This is a genomic window from Bacillus testis (assembly GCF_001243895.1).
GTDB classification, from domain to species: Bacteria; Bacillota; Bacilli; order Bacillales; family DSM-1321; genus Bacillus_AD; species Bacillus_AD testis.
The window spans coordinates 2,396,538-2,415,825 of the sequence record NZ_LN851186.1 but is presented as its reverse complement, the minus strand read 5'-3'; the positions used below and the strand labels follow the sequence as shown (position 1 = coordinate 2,415,825).

20 protein-coding genes and 1 other RNA gene are annotated in these 19,288 nt (G+C 43.8%); 18 read left to right on the top strand and 3 right to left on the bottom strand.

Annotation, left to right across the window (positions count from 1 at the left end):
- Positions 1–89 precede the first annotated feature (89 nt).
- From BN1765_RS19330 to BN1765_RS12175, 7 genes are all read left to right on the top strand, one after another.
- Positions 90–260 carry a YpmA family protein gene (locus tag BN1765_RS19330; protein WP_069203026.1) on the top strand — a complete coding sequence of 57 codons (171 nt, stop codon included), beginning with the start codon at positions 90–92 and terminating at the stop codon, positions 258–260.
- A 14-nt stretch (positions 261–274) separates the two neighbouring features.
- On the top strand, positions 275–766 hold the full coding sequence (locus BN1765_RS12200; RefSeq protein WP_050615395.1) for a cell wall elongation regulator TseB-like domain-containing protein: 492 nt from the start codon (positions 275–277) through the stop codon (positions 764–766).
- Between the two features lie 18 nt (positions 767–784).
- Positions 785–1,972, top strand: coding sequence for a pyridoxal phosphate-dependent aminotransferase (locus BN1765_RS12195; protein ID WP_050615394.1), 1,188 nt, complete (start codon positions 785–787; stop codon positions 1,970–1,972).
- Between the two features lie 268 nt (positions 1,973–2,240).
- Positions 2,241–3,533 (top strand): asparagine--tRNA ligase, encoded by a 1,293-nt coding sequence (gene asnS, locus BN1765_RS12190; RefSeq protein WP_050615393.1) that lies wholly within the window; start codon positions 2,241–2,243, stop codon positions 3,531–3,533.
- Between the two features lie 138 nt (positions 3,534–3,671).
- Entirely contained in the window at positions 3,672–4,367 is a 696-nt protein-coding gene (locus BN1765_RS12185) for a DnaD domain-containing protein (protein ID WP_050615392.1), read from the top strand.
- A gap of 26 nt (positions 4,368–4,393) precedes the next feature.
- On the top strand, positions 4,394–5,059 hold the full coding sequence (gene nth, locus BN1765_RS12180; RefSeq protein ID WP_050615391.1) for an endonuclease III: 666 nt from the start codon (positions 4,394–4,396) through the stop codon (positions 5,057–5,059).
- 5 nt (positions 5,060–5,064) lie between these two features.
- Positions 5,065–5,583, top strand: a complete 519-nt coding sequence (locus BN1765_RS12175) for a YpoC family protein (RefSeq protein WP_147554189.1) — start codon at positions 5,065–5,067, stop codon at positions 5,581–5,583.
- A gap of 226 nt (positions 5,584–5,809) precedes the next feature.
- On the opposite strand, the gene BN1765_RS12170 is transcribed toward BN1765_RS12175, so the two are convergent.
- Together BN1765_RS12170 and recU are read right to left on the bottom strand one after the other, a co-directional pair.
- Positions 5,810–8,806, bottom strand: a complete 2,997-nt coding sequence (locus BN1765_RS12170) for a transglycosylase domain-containing protein (RefSeq protein WP_069203025.1) — start codon at positions 8,804–8,806, stop codon at positions 5,810–5,812.
- A gap of 30 nt (positions 8,807–8,836) precedes the next feature.
- Positions 8,837–9,451: a Holliday junction resolvase RecU gene (recU, locus tag BN1765_RS12165; RefSeq protein ID WP_050615389.1), complete on the bottom strand. Its 615-nt coding sequence runs from the start codon at positions 9,449–9,451 to the stop codon at positions 8,837–8,839.
- An 87-nt stretch (positions 9,452–9,538) separates the two neighbouring features.
- Between recU and BN1765_RS12160 the strand changes: the two genes are divergently transcribed.
- The 4 genes from BN1765_RS12160 to BN1765_RS20085 all read left to right on the top strand — a co-directional run bounded on the left by BN1765_RS12160 (position 9,539) and on the right by BN1765_RS20085 (position 12,656).
- On the top strand, positions 9,539–10,570 hold the full coding sequence (locus BN1765_RS12160) for a DUF2515 family protein (protein ID WP_315969831.1): 1,032 nt from the start codon (positions 9,539–9,541) through the stop codon (positions 10,568–10,570).
- Between the two features lie 441 nt (positions 10,571–11,011).
- Positions 11,012–11,263, top strand: a complete 252-nt coding sequence (locus tag BN1765_RS12155; RefSeq protein WP_050615387.1) for a hypothetical protein — start codon at positions 11,012–11,014, stop codon at positions 11,261–11,263.
- A gap of 83 nt (positions 11,264–11,346) precedes the next feature.
- Positions 11,347–11,700 carry a DUF1798 family protein gene (locus BN1765_RS12150; protein ID WP_050615386.1) on the top strand — a complete coding sequence of 118 codons (354 nt, stop codon included), beginning with the start codon at positions 11,347–11,349 and terminating at the stop codon, positions 11,698–11,700.
- A gap of 272 nt (positions 11,701–11,972) precedes the next feature.
- A complete protein-coding gene (locus BN1765_RS20085; RefSeq protein ID WP_050615385.1) occupies positions 11,973–12,656 on the top strand; it encodes a YppG family protein in 684 nt (227 codons plus the stop codon).
- Positions 12,657–12,736: 80 nt separating this feature from the next.
- On the opposite strand, the gene BN1765_RS12140 is transcribed toward BN1765_RS20085, so the two are convergent.
- The gene (locus BN1765_RS12140; RefSeq protein ID WP_050615384.1) at positions 12,737–13,219 is read right to left on the bottom strand and encodes an Hsp20/alpha crystallin family protein; all 483 of its coding nucleotides are present in this window, start codon (positions 13,217–13,219) and stop codon (positions 12,737–12,739) included.
- 533 nt (positions 13,220–13,752) lie between these two features.
- Between BN1765_RS12140 and BN1765_RS12135 the strand changes: the two genes are divergently transcribed.
- From BN1765_RS12135 to BN1765_RS12115, 7 genes are all read left to right on the top strand, one after another.
- Positions 13,753–14,097, top strand: coding sequence for a hypothetical protein (locus BN1765_RS12135; protein WP_050615383.1), 345 nt, complete (start codon positions 13,753–13,755; stop codon positions 14,095–14,097).
- Between the two features lie 111 nt (positions 14,098–14,208).
- Positions 14,209–14,778 carry an SLOG family protein gene (locus BN1765_RS12130; RefSeq protein WP_050615382.1) on the top strand — a complete coding sequence of 190 codons (570 nt, stop codon included), beginning with the start codon at positions 14,209–14,211 and terminating at the stop codon, positions 14,776–14,778.
- Positions 14,779–14,890: 112 nt separating this feature from the next.
- Positions 14,891–15,202 (top strand): cell division regulator GpsB, encoded by a 312-nt coding sequence (gpsB, locus tag BN1765_RS12125; protein WP_050615381.1) that lies wholly within the window; start codon positions 14,891–14,893, stop codon positions 15,200–15,202.
- Between the two features lie 91 nt (positions 15,203–15,293).
- An RNA gene (rnpB, locus tag BN1765_RS19325) (RNase P RNA component class B) lies at positions 15,294–15,682 on the top strand.
- A gap of 136 nt (positions 15,683–15,818) precedes the next feature.
- Positions 15,819–16,973 (top strand): THUMP domain-containing class I SAM-dependent RNA methyltransferase, encoded by a 1,155-nt coding sequence (locus BN1765_RS12120; protein ID WP_050615380.1) that lies wholly within the window; start codon positions 15,819–15,821, stop codon positions 16,971–16,973.
- 66 nt (positions 16,974–17,039) lie between these two features.
- The gene (locus BN1765_RS20080) at positions 17,040–17,213 is read left to right on the top strand and encodes a hypothetical protein (RefSeq protein WP_154666088.1); all 174 of its coding nucleotides are present in this window, start codon (positions 17,040–17,042) and stop codon (positions 17,211–17,213) included.
- Between the two features lie 85 nt (positions 17,214–17,298).
- Complete coding sequence (locus BN1765_RS12115) at positions 17,299–19,227, top strand: ATP-dependent DNA helicase (protein ID WP_050615379.1); 1,929 nt, start codon at positions 17,299–17,301, stop codon at positions 19,225–19,227.
- Positions 19,228–19,288 lie beyond the last annotated feature (61 nt).

Below are 19,288 nucleotides of genomic sequence, written 5' to 3'. Positions count from 1 at the left end.
ATGTTGACAGAATCACTCGGTGTAGCGTTGGCTGGCACTGATGAAAATGAGAAATGAAATACATAATTCTGTTGCCGGGGGGCATATGCATGCAGGATAAACCAGAAGTGATTTCAACGGTAAAAGTTCAATACCAGCCTGATCTGTATAAGATCGTGGATGCATTGAACCGCAATCTGAAATATGATCAATTAATGTTCGGCCTCGCTCTTGACAGGGAGAATCAGGAAATGGCCGTCATTACGATCTATCGAACATAAAGTGAGTGGTTTTATTGAAAAAATGGATTTGGATTATTAGTTTACTCATCATTCTGATAATCGGCTATGTAATCGCCAGTTTTATGGTAGGCGTTAAAGGCCACACCAAGGAAGAAGAAAAAGGAATCGCCCTTGCCAAGGAAAAAGGCGGATTGGAAAGCGTCAGCGAGTTTTATAAATTTAATGGCAAGAAGGCATATTACGTAGCAATCGGCAAAGATAGCAAAGGGGTCAAACAAGTAGTTTGGATTCCTAAAAAGGGTGATGATCCTGCTATCTTGAAAAGGAAGTATTCCGAGGGTGTAACCAGAAGTGAAATCCTGGAAAAGGCCAATTCCCTGAATCCTGCTAAAATCATTTCCGCCAAAATCGGCATGATTGAATTTAAAGGTGATAAAAACAGGGAGATCTGGGAAGTTGTCTTCAAGGATGATAAAGGAAAACTGAATTATTATTATTATGATTTCTTTACAGGAGAAATGTTGAGAAATTATGAAAACATATAGGTAGGGGGAGTATTTAAGATGAAATTGGCAAAACGTGTTCAAGCTCTTACACCATCATCTACACTTGCAATTACCGCTAAAGCGAAGGAGCTTAAAGCACAGGGACTGGATGTCATTGGACTGGGTGCAGGGGAGCCTGATTTCAATACACCACAGCATATCATCGACCAAGCGGCTAAATCCATGAACCAGGGGCAAACAAAATACACGCCTTCCGCAGGATTGCCGCGCTTGAAGCAAGCCATTGTCGATAAGCTAAAGAGAGATCAGAACCTGGAATATAAACCATCTGAAGTAATTGTGACATCCGGCGCCAAGCATGCGCTTTACACATTGTTCCAGGCGATTTTGGATGAAGGCGATGAGGTGATCATCCCAACTCCATACTGGGTAAGCTATCCTGAACAAGTGAAACTGGCAGGAGGCGTTCCTGTCTATTGCGAAGGCAAAGAGGAAAATGGATTCAAGATTACACCGGAGCAACTCCAGGATTGCATAACAGAGGCCACACGAGCTGTTATTATCAATTCTCCGAGCAATCCGACAGGCATGATTTACACAGCTGAAGAATTGGCAGCCATCGGAGAAGTTTGCCTGAAGCATAACCTGACGATTGTCTCGGATGAAATCTATGAAAAGCTTGTATATGGTGAGAGCAAACACGTCTCCATTGCCCAGCTTTCTCCGGAATTAAAGGAACATACCATCATTATCAATGGTGTCTCCAAATCGCATAGTATGACCGGCTGGAGAATTGGCTATGCTGTTGGAAATGAAAAAGTCATCAAAGCGATGACGAATCTTGCCAGCCATAGTACGTCCAACCCTACGACAACCGCCCAGTACGGGGCGATTGCAGCCTATGAAGGCCCGCAGGATGCGGTAGAGGAAATGAGACAGGCGTTTGCGGAAAGATTATCGATCATCTTCGAACAGCTCACAAGTATACCTGGCGTTTCTTGCATCAAGCCGCAAGGGGCGTTCTATCTGTTCCCGAATGTGAAGGAAGCGGCCATTGCATGCGGCTATCAAAATGTCGATGAGTTTGCGACGGCGCTGCTCGAAGAAGCCTTGGTAGCGGTCATCCCGGGTTCCGGCTTCGGATCAGAAGACAATATCCGGCTTTCATATGCGACTTCACTGGAACAATTGGAAGCAGCTGTCGACCGTATTTCTGCATTCGTAAAAGAAAAAATGAAACATTGATTGGCTATTAGTTGAACCAATCGAATTCTTAATTGTTGCTTATGATTCTCTTTTGAAGGGGAAGTCCTAAAGCAACAGTGAAAATTGGACAAAGTGACCATAAATAAAGGTTCAAGGGGGCTAAGCGAACGCTTAGCTTTTCCTTTGCTTATGATTTTTCGCCATTTTCAGCTAAACTGATTCGACAATCATTGATAGTCAGCAAACTGGAAGGTATAATGGTAAAGGTACAAAGAAGTGCTTTGTAAAATATGGAGGGAATAAGCAATTGAAAACGACTATTTCGCAAGTAGATAAATATGTAGATCAAGAAGTGACAATTGGTTGCTGGATTGCCAACAAACGTTCCAGCGGCAAAATCGCTTTCCTGCAGCTTCGTGATGGAACTGGCTTCCTTCAAGGCGTTGTGGTGAAAGCAGAAGTTGGAGAGGAATTATTCCAAAAAGCTAAATCTCTAACTCAGGAAACTTCATTATATGTTACAGGCAAGGTAACTGTAGATGAGCGTTCGCCGTTTGGCTATGAGCTGCAGGTGACAGGCCTGGAAATCATTCATGAAGCAACAGATTACCCAATCACTCCGAAAGCACACGGAACCGAATTTCTGATGGACCATCGCCATTTGTGGCTGCGTTCCAAACGCCAGCATGCGGTCATGAAAATCAGAAATGAAATCATCCGTGCTACATACGAGTTCTTTAATGAAAATGGCTTCACTAAAGTGGATCCGCCGATTTTGACAGGAAGCGCCCCAGAAGGGACAACCGAACTATTTGCAACAAAATATTTCGATGAAGATGCCTTCCTTTCCCAAAGCGGACAGCTTTATATGGAAGCGGCAGCAATGGCGCTAGGCAAGGTATTCTCATTCGGCCCTACCTTCCGTGCGGAAAAATCGAAAACAAGACGCCACTTAATCGAATTCTGGATGATCGAGCCGGAAATGGCTTTTGTTGAATTCAACGAAAACCTTGAAGTGCAGGAGCAATATGTATCTTATATTGTCCAATCTGTCTTAAAGAACTGCCAATTGGAACTAAAAACATTGGACCGCGACATTTCCAAATTGGAAAAAATCCAAGCTCCATTCCCACGCATTACGTATGATGATGCGTTGGCATTCCTTCATGAGCAAGGTTTCGATGATATTGAGTGGGGAGATGACTTCGGATCTCCGCATGAAACGGCGATTGCTGAGCATTATGAAAAACCGGTTTTCATTACGCATTATCCAACATCGTTGAAGCCGTTCTATATGCAGCCTGATCCTGAACGTCCAGAAGTCGTACTATGCGCGGATTTGATTGCTCCGGAAGGCTATGGGGAAATCATCGGTGGCTCAGAGCGTATCCATGATATGGAAATGCTTGAGAAAAACATCGAGAAACATGGTTTGGATGCTGCGGCTTACAAATGGTACACAGAATTGCGCCAATACGGTTCTGTTCCTCACTCAGGCTTCGGTCTTGGATTGGAACGAACAGTCGCATGGATCAGCGGCGTTGAACATGTCCGTGAGACCATCCCATTCCCTCGTTTGCTTAACCGTTTATATCCTTAATAGGAAAATCAATCAGAAAGCCCGGAAGCCTTTATGGCAGCCGGGCTTTCTACATTGAAACCGCAGGCAGAGAAAGCAAGATTTACTTGTTCTTGCTGGTCCATTTTTCGTGATATACTAGTGGAGAGGTGTCTCTATATGATAAAAGAACAATTACTATCTTGGCTGCAGGAAGGAACGGTCTCTATTCCTTCTTTTCTTTTCGTGCATTACGCCGAAATGGGCTTGAATGAGCAAGAATTGATGCTGCTTCTGCATCTTCAGCATTTCCGCGCTGCCGGAAATGAATTTCCGACTCCCAACGAGCTAAGTGACCGTATGTCCATTTCGCCGATTGAATGCATGAATTTATTGCGTAAGTTGATCCAAAAAGGATACCTGGAGATACAAGAAACTTTATCACCGGACGCTGTCATGTCAGAAGCATACAGCATGGTTCCGTTGCAGAAAAAAATGATTGACCATTTCCTTTATAAACAGAATGTAGAGGAAAAAGTGAAGCAGGAAAGCAATGAAAAAAGCTTATATTCCATCTTTGAACAAGAATTCGGACGTCCGCTTTCTCCTTTCGAGTGCGAAACGTTGGCGATGTGGTCGGATGACGACCAGCACGACAGCGCAGTGATCAAACAGGCGCTCCGTGAAGCGGTTGTTGCGGGAAAATTAAATTTCCGCTATATTGACCGGATTCTTTTTGAATGGAAGAAGAATGGCATCAAAACGGTGGAACAAGCAAAGTCCTATGGAGAAAAGTTCCGTTCTTATCCTAAGCGGGAGAAGAAACAAAATTCGCCCTCTAAAGAGGTACCATTCTATAATTGGTTGGAAAACTAACTGTAAGTAAAAGGGGAAAAGGCTGAATGCTGAATAAAACACAAACCTTATTTTGCATAGAAAAAATGAAAGAGATGTTCCCGAATGCCCATTGTGAGCTGGTGCATGCCAATCCTTTTGAATTGGTCATTGCTGTTGCTTTGTCTGCGCAATGTACAGATGCATTGGTGAACAAGGTTACTGCTTCGTTGTTCCAAAAGTACAAAACGCCGGAGGATTATTTGGCGGTACCACTGGAAGAGCTGCAGGAGGATATACGTTCAATCGGCCTTTTCCGCAACAAAGCGAAGAACATCCAGAAGCTATGTAGGATGCTTCTGGATGAATATGGGGGAGTCGTGCCATCAGAACGCGATGAACTAGTCAAACTGCCGGGAGTAGGGCGGAAAACGGCCAATGTCGTTGCCTCTGTGGCTTTTGGCGTGCCTGCCATCGCAGTCGATACCCATGTGGAAAGGGTGTCCAAACGTCTCGGTATCTGCCGCTATAAGGATAGTGTCCTTCAGGTGGAAGAAACATTGATGAAAAAGGTGCCGAAGGAAGAATGGTCATTGACGCACCATACGATGATTTTTTTCGGCCGGTATCATTGCAAGGCGCAGAACCCCAAATGTGAGATTTGCCCGCTGAATACGCTCTGCCGAGAGGGGAAAAAACGGCTGAAGGCGAAGGAAGCGGCGAAAGGGAAGTGAACAAAGTGGGAAATATCGATATACCCGCTCAATTGAAACTGGAATATTTCGATCATAAAATAACTGCAGCAGAATTGGAAGGAGAGCAATATAACTCGCTTTGTATGGAGCGGCTCGATATTTTTCCTTATGAGCTTCTCCACTACACAGGCATTGCGGCTTTTAAACCATGGAAACAGCCCGAGGAAACAGTCCCTTCCTTATTTGCACAGTGGAAAAATATACGCTCTGAATTAGAGCCGCTGTATCAACAGAGGGATGTTAAAGCTGCCGCTCCGCTGATGAAACAGGGGATTGCGCTTTGTTTTTCAGCTTTATTTTGGATGAATGAAGAACCGGTGACTCTTATGCAGTGGCAGGAAAAAACAGCCTCTTTGCCATTCAGTACGGTTAATTTTGCGGAAAGGATGCAATTCATTCTTCAACGGCCAGCATTGTTTCAATCGTTCAAAACGTTAGAACAATTAATGATTGAACTGGAAAAAGCCTTTGCCCGCAGTCTGATCAAGAAGAAAAAAAGATAAATGCTAAAAGAGCAGGTATCAAGATATTCCTGTTTTTATGTTTATATATTTAGAAAAGAGGACCATTCCATTTCAAGGGATGGTCTTTTTGATATTGAATGACCGAAACGTTTAACCTATTCTAAACTGGCACTGCATTCATTTCACAAGGAGATCAGCTTGGGTTTTCAACACACAATGAAAAGGACCATTCCTCTTATGGAATGGTCCTTTTCGGTCTATATGCTTATAGCCATGGGAACAGTTTTTCTAGCTTGCTTCCGAACGTGAACAGCATGATCTGTTGGATGACTGTAGCAGATCGCTCTGTATTTTGCTGATTGGTTTTGTTTCCGTTGGAATTGGTTCCTGAATTCTGCTGGCTGACAGCAGCAGATCGCTCTGTATTTTGCTGATTGGTTGTGTTCCTGTTGGAATTGGTTCCTGGATTCTGCTGGTTGCTGTTAGGCGTTGTTCCGGAGCCGGATGCCCCGCCAGTGCCGCCAGTACCGCCAGTAGCGGGAGCGGTATTGCTATCGCCTGAATTGCTTCCGGAGCCATTTGTGCCGCCGTTATTGGCTCCGTTATTGGCTCCGTTATTGGAACCATTTCCACCGTTATTGGCATTATTTCCGCTGTTATTGGAGCCGGAATTATTGGAATTTCCGTTATTGGTTCCGTTCCCTTGGCCGTTTTCATTATTGTTTCCTGGATTAGGGTTGGCGTTAGAACCGCCGTTATTGGAACCATTGTCTTGGCCATTGCCTTGGTTGTTCCCATTATCAGGAGTTGTTGTTTCTTGATCCTCATTGTTTTCAGCATCTTCGTCCGGATTTTCGTTCTCTTCGTCATCGCCTGGCTCTTCTTCTTCACCGCCAGGGATTTTGATGGTAACGGACGCTGGATCGCTCTTAGAACCGCCGACGATTGCTTTCACATAGAGTTTATAGGTAGAGCCTTCTATCGGGTTAGAAATGGTCAACTCTTTATCCCCGGTCGTCGTGATGACTTGTTGCGCTCCGCCATCTACGCTTTGTGAAACTTCGAATGTCGGTTTTTCCTCATCTTCGTTGTCTTTATAATTCCAAGACAGCTTCAATGCTTTTGCCTCATCGTCATATTCGACATTGAGACCGGTAGGTTTTGCTGTTTTGTTATAGGCTGTCGAGGTTTTAGTCGGTCCATAGCCTTTCACGAATAATTCGTATACTTTCATATTATCCGGTGTATTAGGGCCCGCTTTCTCGGCAGGATCTGATCCTTTGGCGATTGCATATTCTTCTACTGAGTTTGGTTTCTTGAAATCTTTCGTATGCTTGTCTTTGGAAACTTCGCTTATTAATGCCTTGAACATTTTCTTTGCAATTGTTTGTGACTGGGTTCCCAGATAGTCTTTTCTCTTTTCATAGCCAGTCCAGATAGCCGCCGTATAGTTAGTCGTATAGCCGGCGAACCATGAATCCGGTACGGCGTCTTTCTCATATATGCCGAATTTTTGTCGATCTTCTTCTGTATAGTTGGTAGTACCTGTTTTACCGGCAATATGCAGTCCAGGCACGTTTGCCATTGTACCGGTACCTGATGTCATTACACTCTTCAGCATATCGGTGATCATATAGGCAGTGTAATCCTTCATGGCCACTTTCGGTTCAGGTTTCATGTCGATTGTCGTCTTTTTATCGGCAAGGACAATTTTTGTGACCGCATGCGGTTCATTGTAGATTCCCTCATTACCGAATGCACTGTATGCTCCCGCAAGGAGTAATGGCGACATATTGGCTGCACCACCGATTGAGTAGGACTCATAAAAATGCTCTCCAAAATCGAGACCGAGCTTTTCCCCAAATTCCCGCGATTTATCTGTCCCTACTGCTTGCATCGCTTTAAGGGCAGGGATGTTCAAAGACTTCGCTAATGCATCACGAGCACTCATCTTACCTTGATGGCGGTTATTGTAGTTGTTGATCGGCGTTCCATCCGTATATTTATATGGTTCGTCGACGATTTGTTCATAGGTGGACCAATGCTTATATTCGATAGCTGGGCCGTAGTCGAGAATCGGCTTGATTGTCGAACCTGGTTGTCTGCGCAAATCTGTAGCGTAGTTGAAACCGCGTTTGACGGTTTGCTTTCTGCCGCCGCCGATCGCTTTGATTTCACCGGTTTTTGTGTCAAGCAATGTAATGCCGGCCTGCAGCTTGTCGTTCGGATAGTTGATGACCTCATCGGTATTCAGCATTTTATAGACATATTTTTGTGCGTCCGGATCCATTGTTGTATAAATCTCCAAGCCGTCTGTGAACGGGTTATAATCCGTTTTCGTTTGGACTTCTTCGATGACCTGGTCAATGAATGAATCATATTCAGTATCGTCATTCGTTGCCCGGTCTTTTTCCGGTAAGAGAGTAGATTCAATCGGTACGTTTTGAGCTTCCTTCATTTCGCTTTCTGAAATATAGCCGTGGCGATTCATCAGTTGAAGGACGACGTTTCGTCGTTTTTCAGCGCGTTCCGGGTGCTCGAACGGGTTATAACGTGATGGGCTTTGCGGCAGTCCGGCAAGGGTGGCAGCTTCCGGCAGAGTCAAGTCTTTCAGGTCTTTGCCGAAATACGTTTTAGCCGCGGTAGCAACACCGTTCGCACGTGAACCGTAGAAAATCTTATTGATATACATTTCGAAAATCTCTTCTTTGGAGTATTTTTGCTCCACTTTCAAAGAAAGCCATAGTTCTTGCGCTTTCCGTTTTAATTTCTTTTCATCGGTAAGAAATGAACGTTTCACAAGTTGTTGCGTGATCGTACTTGCACCCTGTGAACCGAAGCCGTTCGTCACGTTCGCAACGACTGCGCTCCCTAGTCGAAGGGGATCTACGCCGTGGTGCTTGAAGAAACGGGAATCCTCAGTGGCAAGAACAGCGTTCACCACTGTATCGGGAATCTGGTCATACGTGACATAATCACGTTTTTCCTTACCGACTTCGCCGATTAGTTTCTTATCTTGCGTATATATTTTGGATGATACAGGGTCCTTAAGTAAGGACTCATCCAATTTAGGAGCCGAACTGACATAGTAAGCAAATGTGGCAGCTCCGCCTATGATGCAAATGACAATGAACGCCAAAAGGCTAAGCATGATTTTTTTGAATAGACCTTTTGGTTTCTTCTTTCTGTTTGAACTGCCTGCTTTTTTCTGCTGTTGCATACTTCTGCGCCGTTCTTCTCTTGTTTGAAAATTATCAGCCATTACAGCTAACCTTCCTTTCTCGAAACCCTTCTATTCTTTCGCAATCAATTTATCTATGACTTTGATGTAGTCAATTCTAGGTTGAAAGGTGATAGGGATCTTATAAGAAGTGGATTCCACTTCTTGTTTCGTTATTGATTTTCTCCCTCCGGAGAGCATTCGATTCCAAAAAGCAATCAAATGGTGAGCTTCCATAAGGTAAATTTCTTCAAGGGTCGCAAACCGGATGATGATAAATGCAATCCCTTGTTGCCGGAGAACTTGCTCCATATGAAGTATCTGGTGTTCATGGACATTTTGCAAGGGGAAGGATGTTGAATTCCGCGTTTCCTTCGCTTCGAAATCCAGGTATTTACCCTTGTATACTCCATTATAGTCGGTTGTGGATGCCTGTTTAAAATAAGCTTCCTTTATGACTGCCGCACTTCTCTTCGGATAATGGACGTCCACGATCTGGATGGGCGTTGGTTTTTTATGGACCACTGCGATCGATTGCGACAAATAGTATTGGTTGCTTTCATTGAGATCTTCTTCAAGCGTCATCCCACGTTTGCCATAGTTGATCTGCAATGGCCGAGAAGTGCTTAAGTCCCCATACTTGGTTCCGCTAGCATACTTTCTGCCGTTCGGATAATGAAAGACCATTTTGCTACCCCCTTTACCACTCATCTATGATACCAGATATAGAATTGAAATGTTGAATAAAATAATTGGAATTCTTTCAACCTATACATGATTATACACTTTTTGTATTTATTTGAGGAAGGAGGAAATCCAATGTGGCCCGTTTCTAGGGATTTAGGCGCTTGCAATAGCGACCCATCTCGCCTTGTTGCAAAGATCAACAACCTAACAGCCCTATATAATAAGGATAATATTAGCAGAACTGCTGCCTATTTCTCATTTTTTCAACTATATCCTGAAATCAAATGGGCCTTTCTTGCTAGCATGGTATCGCGGAATGCGGGATGGAATATGTGCGATCTTGAAGGTGCGACTTTGCCGAAGGTGCTTTCTCTTAGTTACAGGAGAAGCTTGTTCATGACTTATGAAGTGGCTAATTTTCTAATCTTTCGAGATGCATTTCCCCAACTTTTGCTATACCACTATTCGACGAAAGTAAACAGGTCTTTGTTTCATTTTTTGCCTTCTTTTTCTGTCAGTTCATTTATGGCAGAGGAGTGGGGCGCCTTTTTGAAGGGAAGGGATGAAGAAAGGCTGGTGACGGCGTTGATTATCAATGAACAAAATGTCATTCAGAAGCCGGTCATTGAAGGGGTTGATCTGCAGGAAAACGTATTCCGCTCCTCTTTATTTGCCGTCCAGGACAGACTTCATTTCAGCACTGTCATCTTCCCGACTGAGAGAGGGGAGTTATACGGGGCTACAGTAGCTGGATTCAGAAATGTGTCTTCCCGCATTGAACTGGGCAAACAGTTGGCCAGCATTCTATTCCATTCCGAACAATTTCCGTTATTCTTTCAATTTGCAAAATCGACGGAACATACCGGCTCCCGCTGGGATTATGAACAGTATTATCCATACAGAAAACAAAGGGAAACACCGTACTTACGAAGTATTTATCCAGTCATCCGCCATGAATTGGCCCATCGGGAATGCTGGGACCGGTATACGCCCATCAAGAAAAAATGGCGGAAACCGGCCCCGCTGCCTGATTGTATAAATATGACACATCAGTATGAACAAAAGCAAAGGAATATCCGTCTATTATCAGCTATCAAAAATTTTTTTGTCCCATTCTAATTGGCCTAAGACTCCGGCTTAAATGGATAAGAAGTGTAAGTTACCTTGGCCGATCAAAGTTTCGCATTATGTAAAAGAAGAAAGGCTGGAACCTTCAATCGCCTCTATGGGCGGTTGCGGGTTCCAGCCTTTTTAAATCGCATTATGTGGATGGATGGTCAGGGCGGTCGAGCTTCGGATTTCCTTGCCCCGCTCTATTTGGCTGTTGCTGTTTATTTTTTTGCTTTTTCATTTCCTGTTCTTTTGAATCATTTCTTCCCATGATCAACACCTCCTGAAGATAGTTTTTCTCTCTGTCCGGAAAAAATGCATTGTATTTGTCGAAGGAAGTCCCCGTTCCGCTTTCTTTGCCGATATAGTTCTAGTTTTGTCAAAGCCAAAGGAATCATTTTCAGAAAGGAGAATAATTATACTATCAAAGATCTTGGAGGAGGAAATGCGATGGGTGAAAAAATGGCAACAGCCGGTGAGATGATTGCGCTTATAGATGAGATTACTGCTATATTGGATCGTTTGGAAAGCAAGCTGCAGCATGCGGTTGAAAAAGAAGCGACTGCTTTGCATGCCCAGCAAAAGGAAGCGTTGGATCAATTGGAGACACGGTTGGACCGCACTGAGGAAGATTGGCTGAAGCTGGAGAGCAATAAACAGGTTCACTGTGTTGCGGCTAGCCGAGCGGGCTTCAGTTATTGACAAAACCGCCTTCTTTTTTCTTTGAGTAAATGCCTGTTTTCCTTTATTCTTAATAAAAAGGCATATAGGAGGTAGAAGGCCTAATGGAAAAGACAGTAATCGAAACCCAGCTTCTGTATGATAAGCTCCAAGAAATCAATGATATTTATGATAAAACACGACAAACGCAAGAAGAATATGATTTTTATGAAGTGGTGGAGCCTTTTGCAAATGAGGTGAAGCAGTTGTCAGAAGAGTGGCTTCGTTCGATTAAAGAAACCATTTCTTTGCAAAAAGGATATATATATGGTGAAAAGCAATTAGATCAAGTGGTGGATAATATGTGCCAACTCAGTGTACAGGCTTTCCACTACAAATCCAGCTACAATCGTTTTAAAAGCTATGTACAATCAACCAAGTTTTTGTTAAGCACATTAGAGCGCCAGTTGAAAAGCTGACGTTTTTTCTTTTATCCCGTTTTAACTGGAAGGTGTAAGTGGGGAATTAAGCGCCAATAAGAATCTGATTGGATCCACTAATAATTGGTGGATGAAAATGTTACTTTATCTAGTTCGGACTGGCCCGCTTCGAAATAAGAGTGCGGGCAAAGAAGCCTAAGTGGGAAATTAAGCGAAAGTATGCGTAATGCGGGCACTCACCCTTAAGGCTCTGGATACATAATATGAAGCGTAGAGGTCTGCCATATTCTAAAGAAAGGAGCTTTCGTTCAATGAGTAGACAGATGATTAGAATGAGGGTGCCGTCCGGCCAGGTGCCTCCGATGCCCATGCAGCAAGACGGGGTTTATCACGCGGGTTTCCAGCCATACAATATGCATTTATACGAGGGCGGCAATGCACAGATGCCACTTTATGCGGATGATTCTTTGATGCAGACGATGCCTTACCAGTTGCCTTATGGCCAGCAGATGCCATCATCTTATATGCAGCAAAGCGGTTATCAGCCTAATTACGGACCTTATGGACAAAATCCTTATCCATCAGCTCAAACGGATATGTATTCACAGCCATTTCCACAACAGCCAATGGCAGTAAACCAGGCTTATAGCCCGTCCAATCCATCTTTTAACGGAGTAACTCCGTTTTCACAGCCTTTCCCTATGGCAACAGCGAATAAAAAAGGGCTTTCTCCTTTTGCTAATCCCTTGCAGCAAAAAGGGCCTCAACCATCGTACAATGGAATCCCGCACCCGTATCCTAAACAAGCAAGCATACAAAAAGAACAGCCATCGGGCTTTAAATCGATCATGAATCAATTTAAGACACAGGACGGCTCAATAGATGTCACTAAAATGATGAATACGGCCGGCCAGATGATGGGGACTGTGAATCAGGTGCAGAGTATGTTTAAAGGAATCGGCGGTATATTTAAGACGACCGGAGGCAGTGTATGATTTATTATGCTATAAAGGGCTTCTCCAGTCAGTTTGATTCCGGGCAATAAAAAACGGCAAGCTCACGAGCTTGTCGTTTTTTATTGGCTGATCCGTATTTCTTTTCCTTTCACTTTCGGAACGGTGATTTCTAGTAGGCCATCTTTGTGTTCGGCTGTGATTCCTTGATCGTTAATCGGCTTGACAAATGTAATATTGCGCTGTATATGTTGGTATGCTTTTTGGGAACGGATTGTTTCTCCCAAAGTATTTTTCTGTTCGAGTGATTCTTCGTGCCGCACAACGATGTGAAGCGATTGATTGATGACTTCGATGTTGATCCGCTGCCTGCTGATGCCCGGCAGCTTGGCTCTTACGATATAAGCGTGTGATTCTTCAATCATTTCAATTGGGAAGCTTCGGTTCAATTTAGAGTTCTGGAAAAAGCCGTCCATCGACTGAAGAATATTTCCTAGCGGCTTTCCGCTGAACAATTGATCCATATTCAGTACAAAATCGGACAGGATCTCCGGATTTTTCTTTTGGAGAGAAGAAGGGCGTTTTTTTTGTTCCTCATTTTGCATAAACGGCACTCCTTTTGTCGGGATATATAGTCTATTTCTTCATTATTACCATATGTTTTAAGAGCGGGGGATGTGACAAATGACCAGATGTTAATAACATATTGAATGATAAATGTCAAAATTAAGAGTTGTTGGCTTAGAGAAGAACGTGTAGAATGGATAGCGGTAACTATACGCTTTAATGAAGTGAGGGAACAAAATGCATAAGGCGATTCTATTCATGTTTTTCTTTATTCTTTGTTTGACGATTGTCTTGTTTTCTGTATTGAAGGGAAGCTCATACGCTTTTTTAGGATAGATAAAGGGAAACAGTCGATGGGGATTTTTGTCCATCCACTGATCATTCGTCGGACCAAACCGAGTTCATTCAGGGACTTAACATTCTACTAAGATTTTTTTGTCTTCATCCACGTGCTGAAGTGGGTGTTTTAAGCTCCAGTTAGAACCGGATAAATGAGCCATAAGGCACCGGATTGCTCCTGTCGACATATTCTGTATAGTCAGATTAAAAGTCTGAAAGGGGAGAATCAGCCATGAGGCCGATCAACGTAAGAGGAAGAAACAGGCCATTTATGGGCTGGCGGGCTCATCGGACGCCATCAGGATTATACAGCCAGCCTATTGCCCGGCTGCCGGCCATGCAAATCCCGGCCCAGCTTGCGAGTAATGGAACGAGTGATCAGACGGTAACAGAGCAGGTAGCCGCTCCGGTTATCCATCCGGTCACCCATTATGTCAAAACGAATATTATTAAGCATGTCGTCCCCCATTACCATTTTGCCAAACCGTACAAAGGCCATCATATGTTGCCGGGAGGCGGGGGAGGAGCCGTGGAACCGGGGTACTGGACAGGAGGCCTGAACAAGCCTTTTTCGTGAATATATATGGGGCTGCACTATTTACAGCCCTTTTCTTTTTTGCCCTGCGTATGGTACACTACAGCAACAATCTACATGGCTTTGCTGATTCAGGAATGAGGAAGTGGTGTTTTGAAGGTCCTATATGTAACAGGTTACAAAAGTGCGGAGTTGGGTATTTTTAAAAATGACGCACCGGAAGCTTTGGTTATCAAGAAAGCAGTACATAACCGACTTCAGACGCTGGCAGAGGAAGGTTTGCAATGGGTCATCATCTCTGGTCAATTAGGGGTGGAGCTATGGGCCGCAGAAGTGGTCCTATCGATGATGGAAGAATACCCGGATTTGAAATTGGGCGTTTTAACGCCATTCCTGGAGCAAGATAGCAAATGGAATGAGAAAAACAAAGAATATTACGAATACATATTGGCGCAAGCAGATTTGGTTGATTCTATTTCAAAAAAACCATATGAAAGTCCGCAGCAATTCAAGAATCGAGATCAATTCTTACTGCATAAGAGCGATGGGCTGCTAATCGTTTACGACGAAGAGAACGAGGGATCGCCTAAATTTTTATGGAAAGCAGCAAAAGAATACCGGGAAACGCATGAATATGAGATTATGCAGATTGATTTTTATGAACTTCAGCAAATAATAGAAGAAGCGACCTATGAACATACTAATGAATGGGATGGACAATAGGCTTTCAGCAATAATATTTTTACGAATTGCATAAGATAAATTGACAAAGTCTGATGTTTTTGAAAAAATAGTACTAAAGATAATGAATGGCATATGTATAGAGGTGAATCCAATGCTGTCAGATAAAATTAAGTTAACTGCAAAAGATATATTAGAAAAAGAATTTAAAGCAGGTATGCGTGGTTATAAACCAGAAGATGTCGATCAGTTCCTTGATTTGGTTATCCGCGATTATGAAACATTCCATCAAGAAATCGAAGAATTGAAACAGGAAAATCTAAAATTGCGCAAGAAGCTGGAAGAAGGCGGCAGCCGCCAACCGGCATCCTACCAACAAGCTGCTCCAGGGACAACAAACTTCGATATTCTCAAACGTTTGTCTAATCTTGAAAAACATGTTTTCGGCAATAAATTATACGAATAAGACATTGTTCTAAAAAAAAATGGATTTAATCACATTTATCTCTTGATATTTATGTGAGAAGCCCATATAATAATTAGTGTTATGTTTGATGACGTTCGGGTAATCGCTGCCGCCTTTCGAGAGCGGTAGAGGAAAGTCCATGCTCGCACAGGCTGAGATGCCTGTAGTGTTCGTGCCTAGTGAAAAAATAAGCTAGGGCAGCCTTGATGGGCTGACGGCCGGGATACTGCCTAAGTCCTTATGGATATGGCATGACCCTATAAAAGTGCCACAGTGACGTAGCCTTTCCAGAAATGGAAAGGGTGGAACGGGTAAACCCCGCGAGCGAGAAACCCAAATTTAGGTAGGGGAACCTTTCACCGCGGAAATGAACGGGGTAAAGGACAGAATGTTTTTTCTGTAGATAGATGATTGCCGCTTTTGTACGAGGCCTAACAATGGCCATTTGCAGTACGAAAGAACAAAACATGGCTTACAGAGCGTTTTTCAATCTAATAACATTGACTATTCAAGCAAAGGCTCTCCTTTCAGAGGAGAGTCTTTATTGTTATAATAGTGTCTATACTGTTAGACAGAATAACCATTAGGTTTGTTACTATAATTAAAAGGTGATGTAATGGCTCAATATACAATAATTGCTACAGCGGCTATGGGTCTAGAAGCGATTGTAGCACAAGAAGTACGTGATTTAGGCTATGAATGTACGGTTGATAACGGGCGAGTGACGTTCAAAGGCGATGAAAAAGCAATAGCTCGTGCCAATATGTGGCTGCGGACGGCTGACCGTATCAAAATAGAGATCGGCCGCTTTAAAGCGTTCACCTTTGAAGAGCTGTTCGAGCAAACGAAAAAACTTCCGTGGGAAAACTTCATTACGGAGGACGGGGAGTTCCCTGTGTCAGGCAAGTCCGTGAAATCAAAGCTGTACAGCATTTCTGACTGCCAAGCCATCGTCAAAAAAGCGATCGTCGAACGGTTAAAAGTGGCATACAAACGAATTGCCTGGTTCGAGGAAAACGGTCCGCTTTTTAAGATCGAAATATCCATGTTGAAAGATGTGGCAACATTGACTTTGGACACATCAGGTGTCGGCCTGCACAAAAGAGGATACAGAGCTGAACAGGGGGAAGCACCGTTGAAAGAAACGCTGGCGGCCGCATTGATCCTAATTAGCAGATGGACTCCTGACCGACCGCTGATCGATCCATTCTGCGGTTCCGGCACCATTCCGATTGAAGCTGCATTGATCGGGCAAAATATTGCTCCTGGCTTCAACCGTGAGTTTGTATCTGAACAATGGCCATGGATTCCTGCCTCCGTGTGGGAAGAGGTGCGCGAGGAGGCCGACCAAAAGGCCAACTACGATCAGCCACTCAACATAACCGGTTGCGACATCGACCACCGGATGATTGAGATTGCTAAGAAAAATAGCTTGGAGGCTGGATTGGGCGACTTGATTACGTTCAAACAAATGCAGGTCAGCGATCTGACTATCAATGAAAAGTATGAACAATCAGGCGTCCTGATCGGGAACCCTCCTTACGGCGAACGTCTCGGCGACAAGCCAGAAGTGGAAAAAATGTACCGTGATATGGGAAGGATCTTTTCCCAATATGAAACTTGGTCTGTCTATATGTTGACATCCCATGAAGGCTTTGAGCGCTTTTATGGCAAGCCCGCTACGAAAAAACGTAAACTGTTTAATGGTTTTATACGGACCGATTTCTATCAGTACTGGGGCAAGCGGCCGAAACGTAAAGAACGGGACTGACACGATACATAATTGCTTCCGCGTTGGCATATAATGAAGATATTGCTAATGAGGGAGAGAGTAGACGTGATTAATCAAACCCATGATTTTCAGTGTATACTGAAAGCTATTTCGAATACGTACAATCAGCTGCAAGCTATACCTGACCATCCATCAGAAGGGGAAAGGCGGATCGAAGAAGCAAAAGATGATGCTTCCAGGGCGCTGATCCATCTATTGATGAAAAAGGGATATCAGTGAAAAATGAAATTGGCAGAAAGGAAGCTTTCTAGCCAATTTTTCTTTTGTATAACGTATTTATCTAAAGTAGGAAAGGAACCACTATATGCTGAAAACTCTCCCATTTACTGTCTCAAAAAATGAGGCTTTTTACGATAAGCTCTCCGAATGGATCGGGGACGTGTTCTATGACATCCTTCCGGAAAAGGGATTCGAGGAACGAGATGAACAAATCTATATGGCCTTTCAGCTAGAGAAAGCCTTCAAAGAGAAAAAGACGATATTTGCCGAAGCCGGTGTGGGTACAGGCAAAACGATTGTCTATCTTTTGTATGCGATCTGCTATGCCAGATACCGCAATCAACCCGCTATTATTTCTTGCGCAGATGAAACGCTGATCGAGCAGCTGGTAAAGGAAGAAGGAGATATTGCCAAAATTTCCGAAGCATTGGGCCTGGATATTGATGTCCGTTTGGCTAAATCGCGCGACCAGTATGTCTGCCTGAATAAATTGGAGAAGGCGGTCATGAGCGAAGACAGCGAGAATATCGACATGCTTCATGATTCGCTTCCTGATTTTGTGCATGACCATTCCAGCATGAATGCTTTCGGCGTGTACGGCGACCGCAAAGAATATGCCTATCTTACGAATGACGAATGGAATAAGGTTGGCTGGGATTCGATGCAGAATTGTTTCTCTTGTGAAAAACGCCACCGCTGCGGCCAAACATTATCGCGCGACCATTACCGCAAGGCGCAGGATTTGATTGTCTGTTCCCATGATTTCTTTATGGAGCATGTATGGACGAAGGAATCCCGCAAGCGTGAAGGCCAATTGCCATTGCTTCCGGAATACAGTGCGGTCATTTTTGACGAAGGGCATCTGCTGGAATTTGCGGCGCAAAAAGGGCTTACGTATAAGATTTCTGAAGATATGATCGATGAAGTCCTTACTGCCTTGCTGGCGAATGATATGCGTGAGGAAACATTATTGTTGATTGAAGACACCATCTATCTTAACGAAATGTTCTTCCGCAATCTCAAGGAGACCAGTAAGCATATTGAAGGATCGCACCGATATGAGTTGCAATCCACAGCTTCCTTGCAGCAGAAAGCGAAGGAACTGCAGGACCATATTGAAAATGTACTGGAGAGCCTTGTATTCGAAGCCGAACTGCATACGGTCGATGAATATAGCGTGAAGATCAGTGAAGAGTACCTCGAACAAATTTCGTACTCGTTTTCCTTATTTTCGCGGGGCCAAAATGCTGTTGTCTGGCTGGAGCGGGATGATGTGAAAAGTTCTTTGGTCGTTATGCCTCGATTGGTCAGTGACATCCTTGCAGAGGAGGTCTTCTCTAAGGATATTCCTTATATCTTCTCTTCAGCGACACTTTCTGAAAAAGGCTCCTTCGATTATATTGCCAGCTCTCTTGGCATCAAGGAATATGCCCATTTCTCAGTCGATTCGCCATTCGATTACGATGAAGTCATGAAGATTTCCCTGCATTCATATGCAAAGAATGACACGGCAGCCAAGAATGCCAATACATTTGAAAATATCAAAGCCAATAACGGATCGACACTGGTTCTGTTCCCGTCCTTTGAAGAAATGCAGCAATTCAAATCGTATATGGTCCAGCAGGAACTGCCTTATCCGGTCTATTTCGAAGGTGACGAGGAAATCAGTGAAACGGTGAAGAAATTCCAAACACATGATGAATCGGTCTTCTGTACACACCATCTTTGGGAAGGGCTTGATATTCCGGGCAAATCGCTCAATAATGTCATCATTTACGGCTTGCCATTCCCTCCGAGCGATCCTGTCTTCCAGGCGAAACGCCAAGCGGTTAAACAGCCATTCGAAGAAGTCGATCTTCCGTATATGCTGCTGCGTTTGCGCCAGGGGATCGGCCGCTTGATCCGTACGAGCAGCGACCACGGCCACGTGCATATCTATTTGGATACAGAGCTTCCGGCAGATGTACGGCAATCGGTAAAAGATGTTCTGCCTGTAGAACCTGTCATTCTATAAAAATGCAGTAAAATTAGCTCAAAAAAACGCTTGGGATTTGAAGTGCATCTTCAATTGTTGT